Below are 15683 nucleotides of genomic sequence, written 5' to 3'. Positions count from 1 at the left end.
GGCCGCTGCCCTGTTTTGAGAGTGGCAGCGGCCATATCGTCGAATGTCGAATGTAGACCGTCTTCCGGTAAGAACGACTGCCGGGATGGTCACCGCGACGAGGTAAACCCCCGGGGCTGCGAACGTTCCACACTCTGGCCGAGACCAAACTACGCGGCGCCAACGCACCTTGTCCGGCCCGCGCCGGTAGGCTCGCCTAGTTACAACAGTGTGATTTGGGCGGGTGCATCTGACTGCCCGTCGGTCGGAGGAAGCAGGGTATGGGGACGTCGGTGCACGAGGTCGTACATCCGAGCGGAGATAGTGCATGTTCCTGAATCGTGTTAGCGCACGGGGGTTTCGAGCGAGCGCCGACGCCGAACTCGTTTGCGAGCTGCCGGGCCGGTTCTCAGTGCTGGCCGGCGCGAACAATGCAGGCAAGACGACTGTGGCCGACGCGTTGTACCTGGCGCACCCGAACAGCTTCCCGCAGCTTCCGCGGCCCAGCGCTGAAACTCTTGCCTCCACCTCGCCGCGTGAGATCGAGGTCTTATATTCCTTCAGCGACGAAACGGACGAGGGACCGTTGGGCACGATGCTCCGGAATCTGTCGCTACCGTCTCCGTCGTGGACTCGACGACTCGAGCGGAATCTCGGCCGGGTCCGTGCGTCCGCGGCGGAGCATCCGCCGGAGTCCTTCGACAAGTTGCGGCTGATTTATCTTCCGGCGCACCGGAACCCGTTGGATGAGCTTGCCAGACGTGATGTCCAGGTATTGGTGGAGCTGTTCCGTGCGCGTCAGCAGGCGCTGCACGGTCACCGCAACCTGATGGACCTGCGATCACATGCTCAACGCCTGCTGGACGACCTCACCAAGCATGAGCTGATCCAGACCGTCGAGGCGCATGTACGTGGGCATCTCAAGGCGCTGTCGTCCGGTGTCAGCGAGCAAATCGCGAATGTTGGCGGGCAGATTGTTGACGACTCCTACCTGGCCAGAGTGCTGGAGCTTCTGCTTGGCGCAGCAGGCGAGGGATCGATTGCACGCCGTCTCGACGTATCGGGGCTGGGATATGTGAACCTGCTGCATATCGCCGTCATCCTGTCGGCGATACCGAACCTGTCTGAGTTGAGCCCGAATTCGGAGATGCAGCGGGAGGAAAGCGCGCCCGGGGACATGATGGGACGGCCGATCGGTGATGATGCCGATCTCGAAGGCGAGCAAAGCGAAGCTCAACGAGAGCGAGAAGAGGAAGCAGCCGCTCGTGAGGACGCGTTCTTCCCCGACCAGTTCCATGTGACCGTCGTCATCGAAGAACCCGAGGCTCATCTACATCCACAGTTGCAACACGGTTTAGCCCGGTACCTGCGGAGTTTGGCGATGCAGCGCAAGGAAATCCAGCTTATCGTCAGCAGCCATTCCGGTGATGTCATTTCCGCATGCCGGCCGGAGGAGCTGGTTGTTTTGCGACGCCTCAACGACGGTCGCCGTGTATCGCGCGTTCTGGCGACGATGCCTATTAACGATCGAGCACGAACCTTGCGGATGGCCCGATTGCACTTGGATACGACGCGATCGGCCGCGCTGTTCGCCGACCGGATGATCGTTACTGAAGGTGTGACGGATGCCGCGGTCCTGCGCGCACTCGGTCGGGCTTGGGCGAGCGACGACGAGGCCAGGCGCCAGTTCGTCGAAGCTCTCACGATCGTGGTGCTGGGGTCGCGGCCGGGTAGTTGGATAGCCAATCTTCTGGCAGCACCGGACCACGAAATTGCCAGGAGGATAGCGATACTCACCGATACAGATTCCCGACCGCCGAAGGTATTCAGGAAGCCCAAGTGGATCAGGCACAGTGATCCGTCCCTTCTGCGGGCCTTCTACAACGACCCGACACTCGAGCCGGCGGTCACGCCGGGCAACGTGGAGGCAATCCGCGCCGCACTCGGGCAGATTCCCGCGACCGCACCCACCTCGATTACACCCAGTTCCATCGACAACCTGTTCGCAGGCACAGCAAAGCGGTACAAGGCGGAATTCGCACTCGAACTGGCTGATGAAATCTCGCAGCGTGTCGATAACGGTCAGGCAGTCGCAGTGCCAGCCCACATTTCGGACATGTTCGAATTTCTTTGCAACACACCCGAAAACCATGCAACTATCGCTGACCGCTGAACAGCGCAGAGCCGCGTTCAGCACGGCAACCCGCGTATTCATAGAGGCTGTTCCGGGCTCGGGCAAGACAACGGTCGCCGCCGAACGGTTCGGAGTCATTCGGTATGACACTGCAAACGACCCGCGAAGGATACTCGCTCTCGCATTCACCAGATCAGCCCGCGACGAGCTTCGGAGCCGCATCGAACGCCGATGGGGTGGGAACGCGATGTCCTGGCCGCACAGGGCACTGACCCTGGACGGACTTCATCAAGAAATCCTGACGTATCTCCTACGTCGTAGGACCATCTCCTGGATCGGTGGGCACACCGAGCTCGCGGTCCATGAGACTTGGCGAGGGTGCCGGGGTGCACGCCTGATCGGATCAGATGAATACCGTCGGGCTGTCGTGCTCAAGGGCACGCAGGTCGTAGCGAAATCTGTGCGGCTCAGCGAACCAGGGCACTTCATCACAGGTAAGCAGGATTTCGACGCCCATCTCGCAACTGGCCGATGCACAACCGCCGAGATACGTCAGATCATGGATGCCGTCATTCATGACAAAAAGCTTCGTACTGCGGCGCGCCAGTATCTGGCCGAAACCGTCAAGGCAGTCATTGTCGACGAAGTATTCGATGCCAACCGCCTCGACCTGAACACCATCTGGGCCCTCGTATCTGCTGGGATCAACACCACCCTGATCGGCGACCCGTGGCAGGCACTTTACAGATTCCGCGGAGCCCGACCCGAACATGTTGCGGAGTTCGTGAGGCGAGAAGGATTCGAGAATCGACCGGTGAGTGAGACCTTTCGCTTCCGAGATGGGATGCGCGCTCTCTCCGAAGACGCCAGGAATGGTCATCGAGTTCTACTTGCGAAGGTGTCTGCTACCGATGAATGCGATGTGTGTCTGGCACGAAAATGGCGACACCTGTGGGGAGGTCCCGATTACATCCTGCCCCTTTCGTTTGGGCGCCCCGGCAATCAAACCGATGCCGCTCTGGAGCTTCTTCTCGACCTTATCGTCCAGGCCCAGTTCGGCCACCCTGCACGCAACGCCACCGATGCTGCTGCCGTTCTTGGACTCGATCGAAACCAGATTAGGGCAAACGGGACACTCAATCCAGTGCTGGAGATGATCCGGGTCGGAACAACTGCAGCGGCAGCCGGCGCACTGGTCCTCTTACGAAGGCTGCTCCGAGAGGCAGGTAGCCCATGCCAGTTGCGGCCGCTCAATACCGCGGAGCGGGAAAATGCCAGCGTACACCGCCTGTACGCCCTGGCCCAGCGGATGCACCACCGCCGTCTGATCCCCGGTATGACCGTTCACCAAGCTAAGGGATGTGAGTGGCCAGTCGTCGGGCTCTACCTTGAAGACCGCGATGTCGATCGACTGGCCGACGGGCTTAGCCAGCACCGAGATGACGACCGGGTGCTATATGTTGCGCTCACCCGTGCGTCACACCAAACACTGCTGCTGACCGGTACACGACCCCACCCTGAGGAAATCTTGCATGTGAAATAATCCATGAGATTCGAAGGATTTCGCGATGGGGCGAACTTGATTCGCCCCCACGTTGCCCCCGCTATTAGCGGAAAACGATGGGCAATTCTGCAAACTAAAGGGAAGGCCTTATCGCCGATAAACCGAGCACTAGGTTGTATCGAATAGCGGTGGGAATCCGCCGAATTCATGATTTTGCAACAGGTGGTCGCAGGTTCAAATCCTGTCAGCCCGACCAAGAAAATCCCCTCCGACCTGCGGTCAGAGGGGATTTTCTCATTTGACGATCCGGAGATCGGGAGCATTCGTGACCAATGCCCCTGACTCTGGCCAACCTCCGGTTTCGGAGGCTGCGGACCAGCAGTCGAGGCCGACAGGAACCGCGCACCGGCTGTTAGCGGCTCGAATCCTGTCGAGCCCCAACGGCCGAATTTCCTCGATGAGAGGACAGTGTCTCAATCGCGGCTGCGTGCACGCCGTGACCGGCCGGGGTGTCAGGTGTCCCCCTCCGCCGGAGCGGAATTCGCCGAGCATCGAGGTACGATCTCGCGCCGAGGACGACCACAGCGATCAGTACGGCGGCGACGGCTTCGAAGACGATCTGCGGCCGGTCCAGGGTGTTGTCCCCGGCCAAGAGGTACCAGGCGACGTTGATCAGCCAATGCCCGATCGAGGCGACCATTACGCGCTGGTAGAAGCTACCTGACGCCACGTATCCGAGCACGATGGCGAAGGACATCGCCGAGAGGAAGAAGCAGACCGCCGGAACCGGGCCGACGACGAATGCCTGGACATGCCACAGCGCCCAGGTCGCCCCTGTCGCCGCGATCGCGGCGAACTTGGCCATACGAGACTCGAGCAGCGGCTGCATCACTCCGCGCCAGCCGATCTCCTCGCCGCAGGCGCCGAGGAGTTGCAGTGCCACGAATACCGCGAACGGCACCGCTCCGACCGCGGCGGGGCCGACCATGTCGATATCGGATAGCAGTGCGCCAGCGGTGATCGCCAGCCAGAACAGCACGCACACCGCGACCATCGCGCCGGCATTCGCCCCGACGCGCCGCCAGGAAACCGGCGCGGGGAGCAGCTCGGAGACGGTCTTGCGGAATATCAGCCAGGTGATCAGCGCGCCCAGGGCCGGACCGAACTGGACCAGCGACAGGGCCGCGGGATCGATACCCGAATGCGGCTGGGCCGCAATCAATGCCGCTGAGGCGGTGAGAGTGGACAGCGCGTAGACGCCGAGGATGGTCCAGAATCGCGCGGTGGTCGGTGCACGCACCACGCCGACGGGTGCGGTGTCGCTCATCTCGGTGGAGGTCATGGGCGTCAACCTGCCGGAGGAGATCCCGTGCGCGCATCATCCTGGAGTACTGATTCGTTCGGAATTGCCTGGGTGATAGCCGACGGACGGAGAATTTCCATGAAACGTCAACATCTCGCATGGCTGCTGGGTTAGATTCCCCGCTACGTCGGACAGGTCGACGTGCGAAGTCGGAGGAACAACCCGTGGAATTTCTAGGCCCCATCGCCGGGATCTTGCAGATGATCATTGGCACCATCCTTGCCAACACCGGATCGGGAGGATCGGGTTCCGGCTGGTGAGTCCGGGGGATTCGGCTCGTCCTGAGCGGGCCGAATCCCGCCGCACCCGGCGGTCGAGCATATATTCGACGGCAACAAACGATAGCTGGGCCGGTGCTGACCGATCCGGGTCGCTTCGCCCAGCCGATCAGGGAGCCAGTACTTTCCGACGGGAAGTTTGTAGATGCGAGCGGTTTCGGAGATACCCGACCGTCGTATCTGAACGCGCACATCGAGAATCGAGATACAGCTCGGTGACCGAGTGAAGCCGGGATAAACCGTCAGTATGCGCTGCCGGTGGCGAGTTGCTCGATCGTGCGCAGTTCGTGGTCGATCTTTGCCAGGGTAGCGCGCGGATCGCGCGATCCACCTTTCGCGTCGCCCGGCTGTTCCCGCCGGAATTCCATGTGCGCCAGCATCGTTCCGCCCTCGACCGCACGGCCGGCGAAGGCGATGACGACGGTGCTCGACTGCATGACGCACCACCCCGGTCGCAGCCGCGCGGTCATCGCGGCTTCCCGGCCTTCACTGTCCCGCACGAGCAAACGAAGGGACTCACCACGCTCTTCGATGACCCGGACGCTCGCGACACCGGGCTCGTATCGTGGCGTCGCGTGTTCCAGATCGGCGACGACGCTCCACACGGCTTCGAAAGAGGCCGGGATGAGCCGGGTGCCGACGACAGCACCCGGCAGGCCCGCGGCCAGGACCGCCAGCCGGTCGATGGGGTTCGGTCGGTATTGCGTGCCAGGATCTTTCACAATTCCCACATCCTCCGAAACGTGGCCCTCGCTCGATGCAGCCGAGATTTCACCGTCCCGATCGGGATCTTCAGTTCGGTGGCGATCTCTTCCTCGCTCAGGTCATCACAGAGGCGCAAGGCCATGACGGCGCGTTGCCCGGCGGGAAGACGCGCCAGGATGTCGTCGATGTCGACCGTGTCCTCGATGGACGCGACGCGGTAGTTCTCGGGCAGCTCCGCCACAGCGACTTCTGATCGCAGTCGGCGGGCATACCGCAGCGCTGTTCGAATGGTGATCGACCTGACCCAGGTCATGATCGCCTCCGGGGCCTGCAGTGACGGCAGACTCCGGAAGATCGCGAGCAAGGCCTCCTGGGTCGCGTCCTCGGCCACCGCGGGGTCGATACGGCGACACAACCGGTGCACGTAGGGAGCCAGATCGTCGATGAGCCGATCCATGGCCAGAGCGTCTCCGCGTTGCGCGGCGACGACATCGAGCGGATCCACGCCCGGAACCTTACGGGACATCGCAGGGAACCTTTCGCCGCGATCGCGACACCTGTCCAGTGAAAACAACCCACGGAGAGGCATTTTCGTGAAATCTGAACTACAGATCATCGGCGCCGGCCTGACCGGGCTCACCGCGGCGATCATGGCGGCTCAGCTCGGCTGGCAGGTGAGTCTCGAAGAAGCGCACGCACAACCGGGCGGGCGGGCGCGCACACTCGGGGCGCCGTACCGGGCCAACCAAGGTCCGCACGCGGTCTACATCGACGGCGCGTTCTGGGCATGGCTTGCAGCGAACCGGCTCACGCCGCCGATCGTGGCGGCGCCACCGCGGCCCAGCCTGATCCACGCCGCAGGTCGCCTCACGCCCTGGCCGGTGAGCCTGCACCGAGCTATCCACGCATTGCCGAGCGAGGCGCCCGTGGACAGACCTTTCCGGGAATGGCTGATCCAGCACGTCGACGCGGAATGGGCCGAGGCCATCATCGGCGTGGCATTCGTCTTCACCTTCGATCACGACCCGGGGCGGCTGTCCGCTGCTTTCGTTCGGCAGGGGTTGAGCCGGTCGATGGCCGGCGGCGCACGCTATGTGGTCGGCGGCTGGTCGAAGCTGGTCGATCTGCTCACCGACCGCGCACGCGATCTGGATATCCGGCTGCGCACAGGGAGCAGAATCACGGCACTCCCGGCGGGCCCAACGATCCTGGCCACGAGCCTGGCTTCGGCGCGCCAGCTGACCGGCGACCAAGCACTGACCTGGCCCAGTTCGCGGGTGGCGACATTCGATCTGGGTCTGCGGGCGCCGAAGGCCCCCAACTGGTTTCGAGTCCTGGATCTCGACGCACGAATCTACGCGGCCCGATACAGCCTGGCGGATCCGCTGCTGGCTCCCCCGGCGCACGAGCTCGTGCAGATCTCGGCGGCCTGCTTCCCCGGCGAGGGAAAAACGCAGGTGCAGAACCGTGTCGGGAGACTTCTCGACTGCGCCTGGCCCGGGTGGCGCGACACCGTTGCATGGCGACGCGGGGTGATTCGCGCGAACTGTACGGGCGCACTGGACCTGCCGGGCACGACCTGGCGTGACCGCCCGGCCATCGACCGCGGGAACGGCGTCTTCGTGGTGACCGACCAGTCCGCCGCGCCGGGGCTTCTGGCCGAGGTGGGGATCAACGCGGCCGAGCGCGCCGTCGCCCAGCTCGGTGCCACACGAAGCCCCGAGTTCGCGATCTGACCCGCCGGGAATGTTCGCCTCGCTCGCGATCGGCAACTACCGCTACTACTTCGCGGGACAGGCGATCTCCAATACCGGAACCTGGATGCAGCGCATCGCTCAAGATTGGCTGGTCCTCAGCCTGACCGGAAGTACGTTCGCGGTCGGAACCACCATCGCGATGCAGTTCTTGCCGGTCCTGCTGTTCGGCCTCTGCGGCGGGGTGATCGCGGACCGTTTCGACAAGCGCCGGTTGCTGATTCTCACGCACAGCACCATGGGCGTTCTGGCCGCTGTACTCGCACTCGCGACCCTGGCCGACGTCGTGCGCGTCTGGCAGGTGTATCTGCTTGCTTTCCTGCTCGGCTTGGTCAGCGTCGTGGACGGCCCGGCCAGGCTGGCCTTCGCCGGGGAAATGGTGGGCCGCGCGCACCTGCGCAACGCGCTCGGTCTCAACGCCGCCAACTTCGCGACCGCGTCGATGACGGGGCCCGCGGCCGCCGGGATCATCATCGCGACGCTCGGTTCCGGGTGGGCGTTCGCGATCAACGCGCTGTCCTTCGTCGCCGTTGTCGGCGGACTGGCGCTCATGCGGGCCGACCAGCTGTATCCGCAACCGCGGCAACCGCGCAGGCGAGGTGAGTTGAAGGAGGGGTTGCACTACGTGGCCGCTCACCCCGAGTTGGTCGGCCCGCTGGCGCTGATGGGTTTCGTCTGCACTTTCGGATATAACTTTCCGGCTGTCCTGTCGGGTTTCGCCTACCACGTCTTCCACGTCGGCCCGGGGCTGTACGGACTGCTCAACGTGGCGTTGGCCGCCGGGTCGGTAGTCGGTGCGTTGCTGGCGTCGCGGCGTTCGCAGGTGCGGCTGCGGGCGCTGGTGGGCAGCGCGTTCGGGTTCGGGGTACTCGAACTGGTGACAGCGTTCGCACCGGAGTTCTGGCTGTTCGCGGTGCTGCTGACGACTGCCGGAGCCGACCGGCTCTGGCAGATGCCGTGGCATGCCTTCAGCATTGCCGCCGAATCGGATCGAATGGATACCGAAAGTCCCGACAGTAGGGGTGGATGCACGCCGCGCACGAGTTCGCGCAGCTCGGCCAGCGAGGCGGAGGTGCCCCGCCGTGCTTCGCGCAGCAGTGTTTTGGCTCTTTCCGGATCTTCGTCCATGAGTTTTTCCGCGGTAGCGAGCGAGAGGCCCACTGCGACAAGACGCGCTTGGGCGCCGTCGTGGAGATCGCGTTCGATCCGCCGGATCTCTGCTGTTTGCGCGGTCGTGAGCTGATCACGTTGTGTTTCCAACTCCCGCACACGCCGGGCGGCGGCTGCCCCGCTGGTGGGCAAGCGCAGCCAGCGATCACCCATGGGGCCGGCGATGCGCCAGACGAAAGGTGCCAGAATCAGGCCCGCGGCGACCAGCGTCAGTCCCGCCACCCAGGACTGCGGCGTCTGGCGCGTGAACGCGATGATCGCACCGATCAGCGCGACTGCCGGAGTGGCGCACACCGGTCCGATCACGAAGGCCGCGATGACGACCCAGCGCACATCCCGCCAGTAGGCGGGATCGCTGACCGGGTTGCGCCGCAGCCGATCCAAGCCGGCATTTCTGCGGCGACCAGGGGTGGCTGCCCTCGGATCGGCGTAGGCCGGCAGCCGGTATCCGGGGTCGATCCTGATGTTGAACCAGCGGGCGAGAAGACGGCGGAACAGGTCGCCGAGAAGCGGCGCGAACAGCAACGTCAGCAAGACGAAGTTGATCAGCAACCAGGCCCAGGACCACAGGTTGTGCCACACCCACCGTGACCCGAACAAAGCCGAAACATGCGCGCCGATCAGTGCCAGGGTCGGAACGAGCAGGGCCGCCGCCACCAGCGCCGACGCTTTGGCGAACCCGCCGAGAGTCGCCGAGAACCAGGAGCGAGACTGTCGCATGAACTCAACCTCACCGTGACGGAGTGGACGCGCCATTGCGTCACCCATCGAATCACGACGGACCAGCGGCTTCAGGGAAGTTGTTGCTGATGTCGGCTCGAGGTCGACGATGTCGGCGAGCCTGCGATGGTGCGGTGCACTCGCCACCGCGGCCGGTGCCGACGAGCTGATCTTCGCACTCACCGCCTGGGGTCGGCGCAGGACGAGGAGCGAACCTGGGCGTTGCTCGGCGAGCTGAGCAACGCCGGAACCGTGGTCGAACGAGGCATAGTCGAAGCCATCCGCGCCCTCGCACTCGACAGCCCCGTCGACGTCAGGGTCGATGCCCCCGACCAGATGAACTTGACCCTCCCGGTAGGGGCGGCGATCTACTTCGCTGTCGCCGAGCTGCTCGCCAATGTCGCGAAGACGGCCCCCGCGGCATCGGTAATCGTGCGCCTGCGCAAGCGTACGAACGGTGTCGAGGTGGAGGTCGAGGACAACGGACCAGGCGGAGCGAAGATCGTGCCCGGCGGCGGGCTGGACGGGATCCGCCAACGTCTGGCAAGTTTCGACGGCACACTCGCCCTCACCAGCCCGGTAGGCGGTCCGACCAAATTTCGATTGGAGGTACCGTGCGCATTGTTGTAGCCGAGGACCTATACCTTTTGCGTGACGGCCTCGTACGATTGCTCGAGGCCTACGGCCATGAGATCGTCGCGACGGCGACCACAGGTCCGGAAACCCTGGACATTCTGCTCGAACACCGGCCCGATGTGGCGATCATCGACATCCGCATGCCGCCCACGAATACCGACGAGGGCTTGAAGGCGGCGCTCGCCGCACGCAAGCAGATTCCGGGTCTGCCGGTGCTGATCCTGTCGCAGTACGTCGAACAGATCTATGCTCGCGAACTCCTCGGTGACAGCGCGGGAGCTGTCGGATATCTCTTGAAGGACAGTGTGTTCGACGCCGACCAGTTCATCGACACCCTGGAACGCGTCGCCGCCGGCGGCACCGCGCTCGACCCGGCCCTGGTATCGAAGCTGTTCGCCCGGCCGAAAACCGCGTCCAAAATCGCTCGCCTGACCGCGCGCGAACGATCGATACTCGCGCTCATGGCCGAGGGGATGTCCAATAGCGCTATCGCGCAACGCCTTTCACTCAGCAAAGGTGCGATCAGCAAGTACACCACGACTACATTCGACAAACTGGGTATCAGCCCCGACGAGACCGCCAATCGGCGAGTTCTGGCCGTCCTGGCCTACCTCGATGACGTCCGGCAGTAGGTGGCGTACCGGTCGACAACAGCAATTCTGGGTCCAGACCTGTAACCAGGTGACGGTGAGCCGGGAGCGTTCGGCCCAGCAGTCGAGAACGCCGGTGACCTTGTCCGGTGCCGATTCCCGCAGTGGCCTTCAGTGATGTTCGAAGTGCTCTTCCTCTGGCACGGAGGGTTTCGGGCATGCGAGAAACCTGTTGTGGCCGGCTAGCCCATCAGCTCGATGTGGGCGTGCTCCGGCGCCGTCCGGCAGACGTAGAGCTGCTGGCTGTAGCCGCTGCCTATTTGGACCGCAGTGTGGTTGAAGCCGAGGGAGGGATCGTGCGCCGGTTCCCGGTGTGGGAACCAGCTGCTGTTGGTGGCGCCCTCGAACGTGGCGATGGTCAGCAGGGCATCCATGTCGCTGTCGCAGGTAGGACAGCGCAGGGGGCTGGGATCGGCGGCGCCCCAGCGAGGCCAGCCGCCGACTCTCCAGCCGGGAGCGACGGACAACTCGAGGTCGTAGAACTCCTGCGGGTACGGCGCGTAGGCGCTGTCCACACCCGTCTGGGCTGCCTGCCACAGGCTCCAGTCGCCGATCTGCTGCTGAAGTTCTTTGCTCAACTCCCTGCGATCGGGGTATTCGGTGACCCGCTCCGGGTTGAGTAGGCACGGCTCGGGCAGGTAGCCGTCGAACTGCATCGCGGGCGGTTCGGGGGGCGCGGGGAGGATGTCGGTGACTGAAGCGGCCGAGCGCCAGAACAGCGCGGTCTTGGGCATGCCCGCCGTGTGGTCGAAGGGGCACCACAGGACCTGGAGCAGGTCTGCGCCCGCAGGTGTATGTAGATCGGGCACGTCTCGCGCGTAGAGCTGTGCGACCGGCAGCATCGCTATGGGACCCTCATAGTGGGTGATCGCCAGTGTGACCGGATACTCCTGCGGGGGGCGGATTTTGTCGAGGGTCTCTTGTTCCTGCGGAGTCAGGGTCCTGCCGCGCGAGGCGGCACGGATACGTCGTTCCAGCCGCACCTCCGCTGGGGACAGGGCCGGGTTGATTCCGTCAACCTCATGAGGTTCGTCGCAATGTGGCCACGGCTCGTCGGCGGGCCAGAGCAGCGGTCCGCCGATAGAACTTTCATGCGGTGAGGGCGCCCCGGGGCGGGGGTGCAACCGGGTTGCCGTGCGTGCCAGCGGAGCCAGTGCGGGAAATACGGTGGTGACGTCGAACGGCCTCGGCGGAGTGGTGGGGGTGCTGGTCATGGCCGCGATCTTGCCAAGGCGCTGTGCGCGCTGCCAGTCGGTCTTCACCCACTCCAACTCTGGGTCCAGACCCATACCACCAGCTTCCAGAACTTTCTACGCTCGGTGCTTGTTGTCGGGCACGCCACCAGAAGGAGGGTCATGTTCACTCGGCTGTTCGCACTCCTGTCCTCTGCTGGGCGCTCTGTGCCATTCCATCGCGGACACGTCGGCCTGAGTAGTTGCTGTCCGGACCAGGTGCGCTCTCCGCGCGCGAAGCGCAGGTAACCGGCGCCCGCAGCACGAGATTCGTGCGCGAACGATGCCAACTGGTCGCCGGAATCGGCTCTGCCTGCCGGTCGGCGTTCATGCTCGCACCGGTCAACCCCCGAACTGCGTAGGAAACGCGGGCCGGACCTCACTTCGATCCTGAACGGACAGACACAGTGCACGACGCGGAAAAAGCCGACGGAACTGTCAGCCACTGGAAAGTGGGTCTGACCTGTGCAGCGGTCGTCGCAGCCGCCTACCTGGCCGCCGGGTTGCTGTTCGACCCCGCGCCGAGCACACCACAGTCCGGCGACTCCTATGTCACCCCACCCGTACAGTTTCCGGTGCAGATTCCGGGGTGTGAAACCGTCGAACCACCACGGAACGGGAGCCCGTCCAGCGTGGTCTTCCTCGACAAGTACGGATACGACAATCCGTTCTATCCGTGGTTCTCCGGACCCAAGGCGACAGCAATGACAGAGGCACTGCACGCGGCGCTACCAGAGGATGTCGAGATCGCCTACGCCTCGCTGCAGCAGTCGCTGCTGTTCGAGCCGATCCTCGGCGAAGACCCGAAACAGGAGAACTACGGCAGCGACACCGCCGCGCACGCCACGCTGCTGCGCGGCGACCGCGCGGGCGCGCTGCGGGTGAGTGTGCGCCAGTCCGCCCAGCCGGTACCGCCGTGCGTCGCGGGCGATCTCGACGAAAGACGCACGCTGGCCGACGGCACGATCGTCGACACCCACGACACCTGGCACGAGATGAACCGGGTTCGCACACTGTCCCGGACCGCCACCGCCTACCTGCCCGACGGGACGGTCGTGCGCGCGCACGCTACCGACGAGGTCACCGGCCGGGCGGCGGCTGTCCCTTTGACCGTCGAGGAACTCGTCACGATCGTCACCACCCCGGGACTTCGCGTCACAGCGCCGATTCCGCCCGCAACGTTCGCTCCGCCCCGCTGGTGCATCACCGGAGTGAAGCAGTCCCCGCCGATCGCCGAGGCCCAGGCCCGCCGCTGGAACGCCGTGCTGGTGGGGATCCCGCTCGACGGATTGACCCTCTCCCCTCCGCTGGGTGCGCTGCTGCCTGCCTACATGGGCGGGGGTGTCTGCCAGATCGTCGGACTCGGGATACCCGAGCAGGACTCGCTGCTGAGCATCAAGATCATCATCGGACAACCGTTCCCACAACAGGATTCGCCGGACAACGACGCGACCTCGCGCCGCCTCGCCGACGGTGCGGTGCTCACGACCGAGGAATCGCAGTACACGGCATCGGGGCCGACGAAGTCCACGGCGCGTAGATCGCGCACGGTGACCGTTACCCGACCCTCCGGGACACAGATCACGGTCGACTCCAGCGTCACCGCTGCCGACGAGCCGGTCTCGCAAGCCCTGCTCGAGGCGATCGCCTCGAACCCAGGGCTCGACGTGTCGTGAGAACGGGATCATGCGACCAGCCGTCATACTCCCGGGGGTCAGCGGCGGGTCGCGGATGTGGTGTCGCTCACGCGGGCGCACCCTGATCGGCACAGTTTCTGTACATCGTTCAGATTACTTCTGGACAGTGTCCAGAAGTTATGTATTCTCGTTCTTGGACCAACGTCCAGCTAATAGCAAACCATCCGCAACACAGAAGGAAATCCTCATGCGCACTCTGATCAGCTCCGCTTTCCTCTCCCTCGATGGCGTCATGGAGGCCCCCGGCGGCGAGCCCGGCTACCGCAACGCCGGGTGGACTTTCAAGAACATCGACTTCGTCCCGGAGGCGTTCGAGATCAAAGGCCGCGAACAGGGCGAAGCCACCGCGATGCTGCTGGGACGGGTCAGCTACCAGGCCTTCAGCCCGGTATGGCCCGACATGGCGGAATTCGCCGACTACAAGCAGATGCCGAAGTATGTCGTCTCCAACACGCTGACCGAGGACGATCTGGTCACCAACTGGGGCGAGACCACGATCCTGCGCTCGCTCGACGAGGTCGCCGCGCTCAAGGAAACCGAGGGCGGCCCGATCATCGTCCACGGCAGTGCCTCGCTCAACCACGCCCTGTCCGACGCGGGCCTGATCGACCGCTACCACCTGCTGGTGTTCCCGCTGCTGCTCGGCGCCGGCAAGCGCCTGTTCTCCACCGCCGACACCGATACCCGCAAGCTCGAACTCGTCGAGTCCGCGGCGTTCTCGAACGGCGTGCAGCTCAACGTCTTCGACGTCATCCGGTGACGAACGCGCCTGGAGGGCGGCACCTCTTCGCAATCCGACCCGCCTATCACCTGCCCTCGAGAGAGACCCAGAGATGAAGATCGCCCCATTACTCGCCGCAGCCGCCCTGGCCGCAACCACACTGTTGGCCGCGTGCGCCACCGACTCCGAGGCATCGGCCCCAGGCCATTACGCCGACGTCAACGGCCTGCACATGTACTACGAGATCCACGGAAAGCCCTCCAGCGCGCCACCACTGGTACTGCTGCACGGCGCGCTGTCCGGTATCGACACCGACTTCGGTCAGCTCATCCCGGAATTGTCCGAGACCCGCCAGGTCATCGCCATCGAGCAGCAGGCCCACGGCCGCACCGCCGATATCGACCGACCCCTGCGCGACGCCCAGATGGCCGAGGACACCGCGGCCCTGCTGCACTCGATCGGCGTGCGGAATGCGGACATTTTCGGCTACAGCATGGGCGCGGGCATCGCCCTGCAACTCACTCTCACCCACCCCGACCTGATCGGCAAACAGATCCTCGCCGCGGGCAGCCTCGATCCCGACGGGCTCCGGCCGGGCCTGCTCGACGGAATCGCCGAGCTGAAGCCGGAAATGCTGCACGGAACCACCTTTCACACCGACTACCTGAAGAACGCGCCCCGCCCGGAGGATTTCCCGCAGTTGGTCGCCAGGATCCGTGAGCACGACGTGAACGCCATGACCACCTTCCACACCGAAGCGGTGCGCGCCGTCACCGCGCCGACCCTGACCGTCATCGGCGACTCCGACGCGGTCCGGCTCGACCACGGAGTGGAGATGTTCCGCGTCTTCGGTGGCGACGTCTCAGGCGACACTCCCGCCGGTCTGCCCAAGGCGCAGTTGGCAATTCTGCCCGGCACCTCTCACGTCAGTCTCGTCCATCGCCCGGAGCTTTTGCTGCCGGTCATCGAGGCTTTCCTCGATCGGCCATCGGAACCCACCACATGACATCGAAAGATCGGCATCTCCCTGTGGTCCGGCCGTCGGGCAGAGTGCTAGACAGACCATGCAAGCCGGATCTCACTCGATCCTGAAAGAAAGTGCGAGCAGTGTTCAGACTCGACGGCGAAGTGCATGTCCAC

The 15683-nt window shown here is 64.4% G+C and carries 12 protein-coding genes and 2 pseudogenes; 9 read left to right on the top strand and 5 right to left on the bottom strand.

The annotated features are described in order from the left end of the window. The first annotated feature begins 307 nt into the window (after positions 1-307). Positions 308-2152 carry an AAA family ATPase gene (locus AB0I43_RS18745; protein WP_356981020.1) on the top strand — a complete coding sequence of 615 codons (1845 nt, stop codon included), beginning with the start codon at positions 308-310 and terminating at the stop codon, positions 2150-2152. Then, on the top strand, positions 2034-3656 hold the full coding sequence (locus tag AB0I43_RS18740; RefSeq protein WP_356981018.1) for a UvrD-helicase domain-containing protein: 1623 nt from the start codon (positions 2034-2036) through the stop codon (positions 3654-3656). The genes AB0I43_RS18745 and AB0I43_RS18740 overlap by 119 nt, the downstream gene beginning before the upstream one ends. A gap of 373 nt (positions 3657-4029) precedes the next feature. On the opposite strand, the gene AB0I43_RS18735 is transcribed toward AB0I43_RS18740, so the two are convergent. From AB0I43_RS18735 to AB0I43_RS18725, 3 genes are all read right to left on the bottom strand, one after another. Further along, positions 4030-4959, bottom strand: a complete 930-nt coding sequence (locus AB0I43_RS18735) for a type II CAAX endopeptidase family protein (RefSeq protein WP_356981016.1) — start codon at positions 4957-4959, stop codon at positions 4030-4032. A gap of 541 nt (positions 4960-5500) precedes the next feature. Further along, on the bottom strand, positions 5501-5980 hold the full coding sequence (locus AB0I43_RS18730) for an SRPBCC family protein (protein WP_357432463.1): 480 nt from the start codon (positions 5978-5980) through the stop codon (positions 5501-5503). After that, positions 5977-6468 carry an RNA polymerase sigma factor gene (locus tag AB0I43_RS18725; RefSeq protein ID WP_356981013.1) on the bottom strand — a complete coding sequence of 164 codons (492 nt, stop codon included), beginning with the start codon at positions 6466-6468 and terminating at the stop codon, positions 5977-5979. The genes AB0I43_RS18730 and AB0I43_RS18725 overlap by 4 nt, the downstream gene beginning before the upstream one ends. On the opposite strand from AB0I43_RS18725, the gene AB0I43_RS18720 reads away from it, so the two are divergent. Both AB0I43_RS18720 and AB0I43_RS18715 read left to right on the top strand, forming a co-directional pair. Next, complete coding sequence (locus tag AB0I43_RS18720) at positions 6407-7699, top strand: NAD(P)-binding protein (protein WP_356981011.1); 1293 nt, start codon at positions 6407-6409, stop codon at positions 7697-7699. The genes AB0I43_RS18725 and AB0I43_RS18720 overlap by 62 nt on opposite strands. Before the next feature lie 10 nt (positions 7700-7709). Then, positions 7710-8678, top strand: a pseudogene (locus tag AB0I43_RS18715) (MFS transporter); the annotation flags it as partial. A gap of 116 nt (positions 8679-8794) precedes the next feature. Here AB0I43_RS18715 and AB0I43_RS18710 read toward each other — a convergent pair. Continuing rightward, positions 8795-9040: pseudogene (locus AB0I43_RS18710) on the bottom strand (histidine kinase); the annotation flags it as partial. Positions 9041-9829: 789 nt separating this feature from the next. On the opposite strand from AB0I43_RS18710, the gene AB0I43_RS18705 reads away from it, so the two are divergent. Together AB0I43_RS18705 and AB0I43_RS18700 are read left to right on the top strand one after the other, a co-directional pair. After that, the gene (locus tag AB0I43_RS18705; RefSeq protein ID WP_356981010.1) at positions 9830-10237 is read left to right on the top strand and encodes an ATP-binding protein; all 408 of its coding nucleotides are present in this window, start codon (positions 9830-9832) and stop codon (positions 10235-10237) included. Next, complete coding sequence (locus tag AB0I43_RS18700) at positions 10222-10875, top strand: response regulator transcription factor (protein ID WP_356981008.1); 654 nt, start codon at positions 10222-10224, stop codon at positions 10873-10875. The genes AB0I43_RS18705 and AB0I43_RS18700 overlap by 16 nt, the downstream gene beginning before the upstream one ends. A 200-nt stretch (positions 10876-11075) precedes the next feature. Here AB0I43_RS18700 and AB0I43_RS18695 read toward each other — a convergent pair whose 3' ends face one another. Further along, positions 11076-12155 (bottom strand): hypothetical protein, encoded by a 1080-nt coding sequence (locus tag AB0I43_RS18695; RefSeq protein ID WP_357432462.1) that lies wholly within the window; start codon positions 12153-12155, stop codon positions 11076-11078. Positions 12156-12532: 377 nt separating this feature from the next. Here AB0I43_RS18695 and AB0I43_RS18690 point away from each other — a divergent pair, with 377 nt between their 5' ends. The 3 genes from AB0I43_RS18690 (at position 12533) to AB0I43_RS18680 (ending at position 15549) form a co-directional block, all read left to right on the top strand. Next, complete coding sequence (locus AB0I43_RS18690; RefSeq protein WP_357432461.1) at positions 12533-13801, top strand: hypothetical protein; 1269 nt, start codon at positions 12533-12535, stop codon at positions 13799-13801. 208 nt (positions 13802-14009) lie between these two features. After that, complete coding sequence (locus AB0I43_RS18685; RefSeq protein ID WP_356981002.1) at positions 14010-14582, top strand: dihydrofolate reductase family protein; 573 nt, start codon at positions 14010-14012, stop codon at positions 14580-14582. A 73-nt stretch (positions 14583-14655) separates the two neighbouring features. Continuing rightward, complete coding sequence (locus AB0I43_RS18680; protein WP_356981000.1) at positions 14656-15549, top strand: alpha/beta hydrolase; 894 nt, start codon at positions 14656-14658, stop codon at positions 15547-15549. Positions 15550-15683 lie beyond the last annotated feature (134 nt).

Origin of the sequence: Nocardia sp. NPDC050435 (genome assembly GCF_040655395.1) — a bacterium.
Taxonomy (GTDB): domain Bacteria; phylum Actinomycetota; class Actinomycetes; order Mycobacteriales; family Mycobacteriaceae; genus Nocardia.
This window is presented reverse-complemented; position numbering and strand designations above follow the sequence as displayed.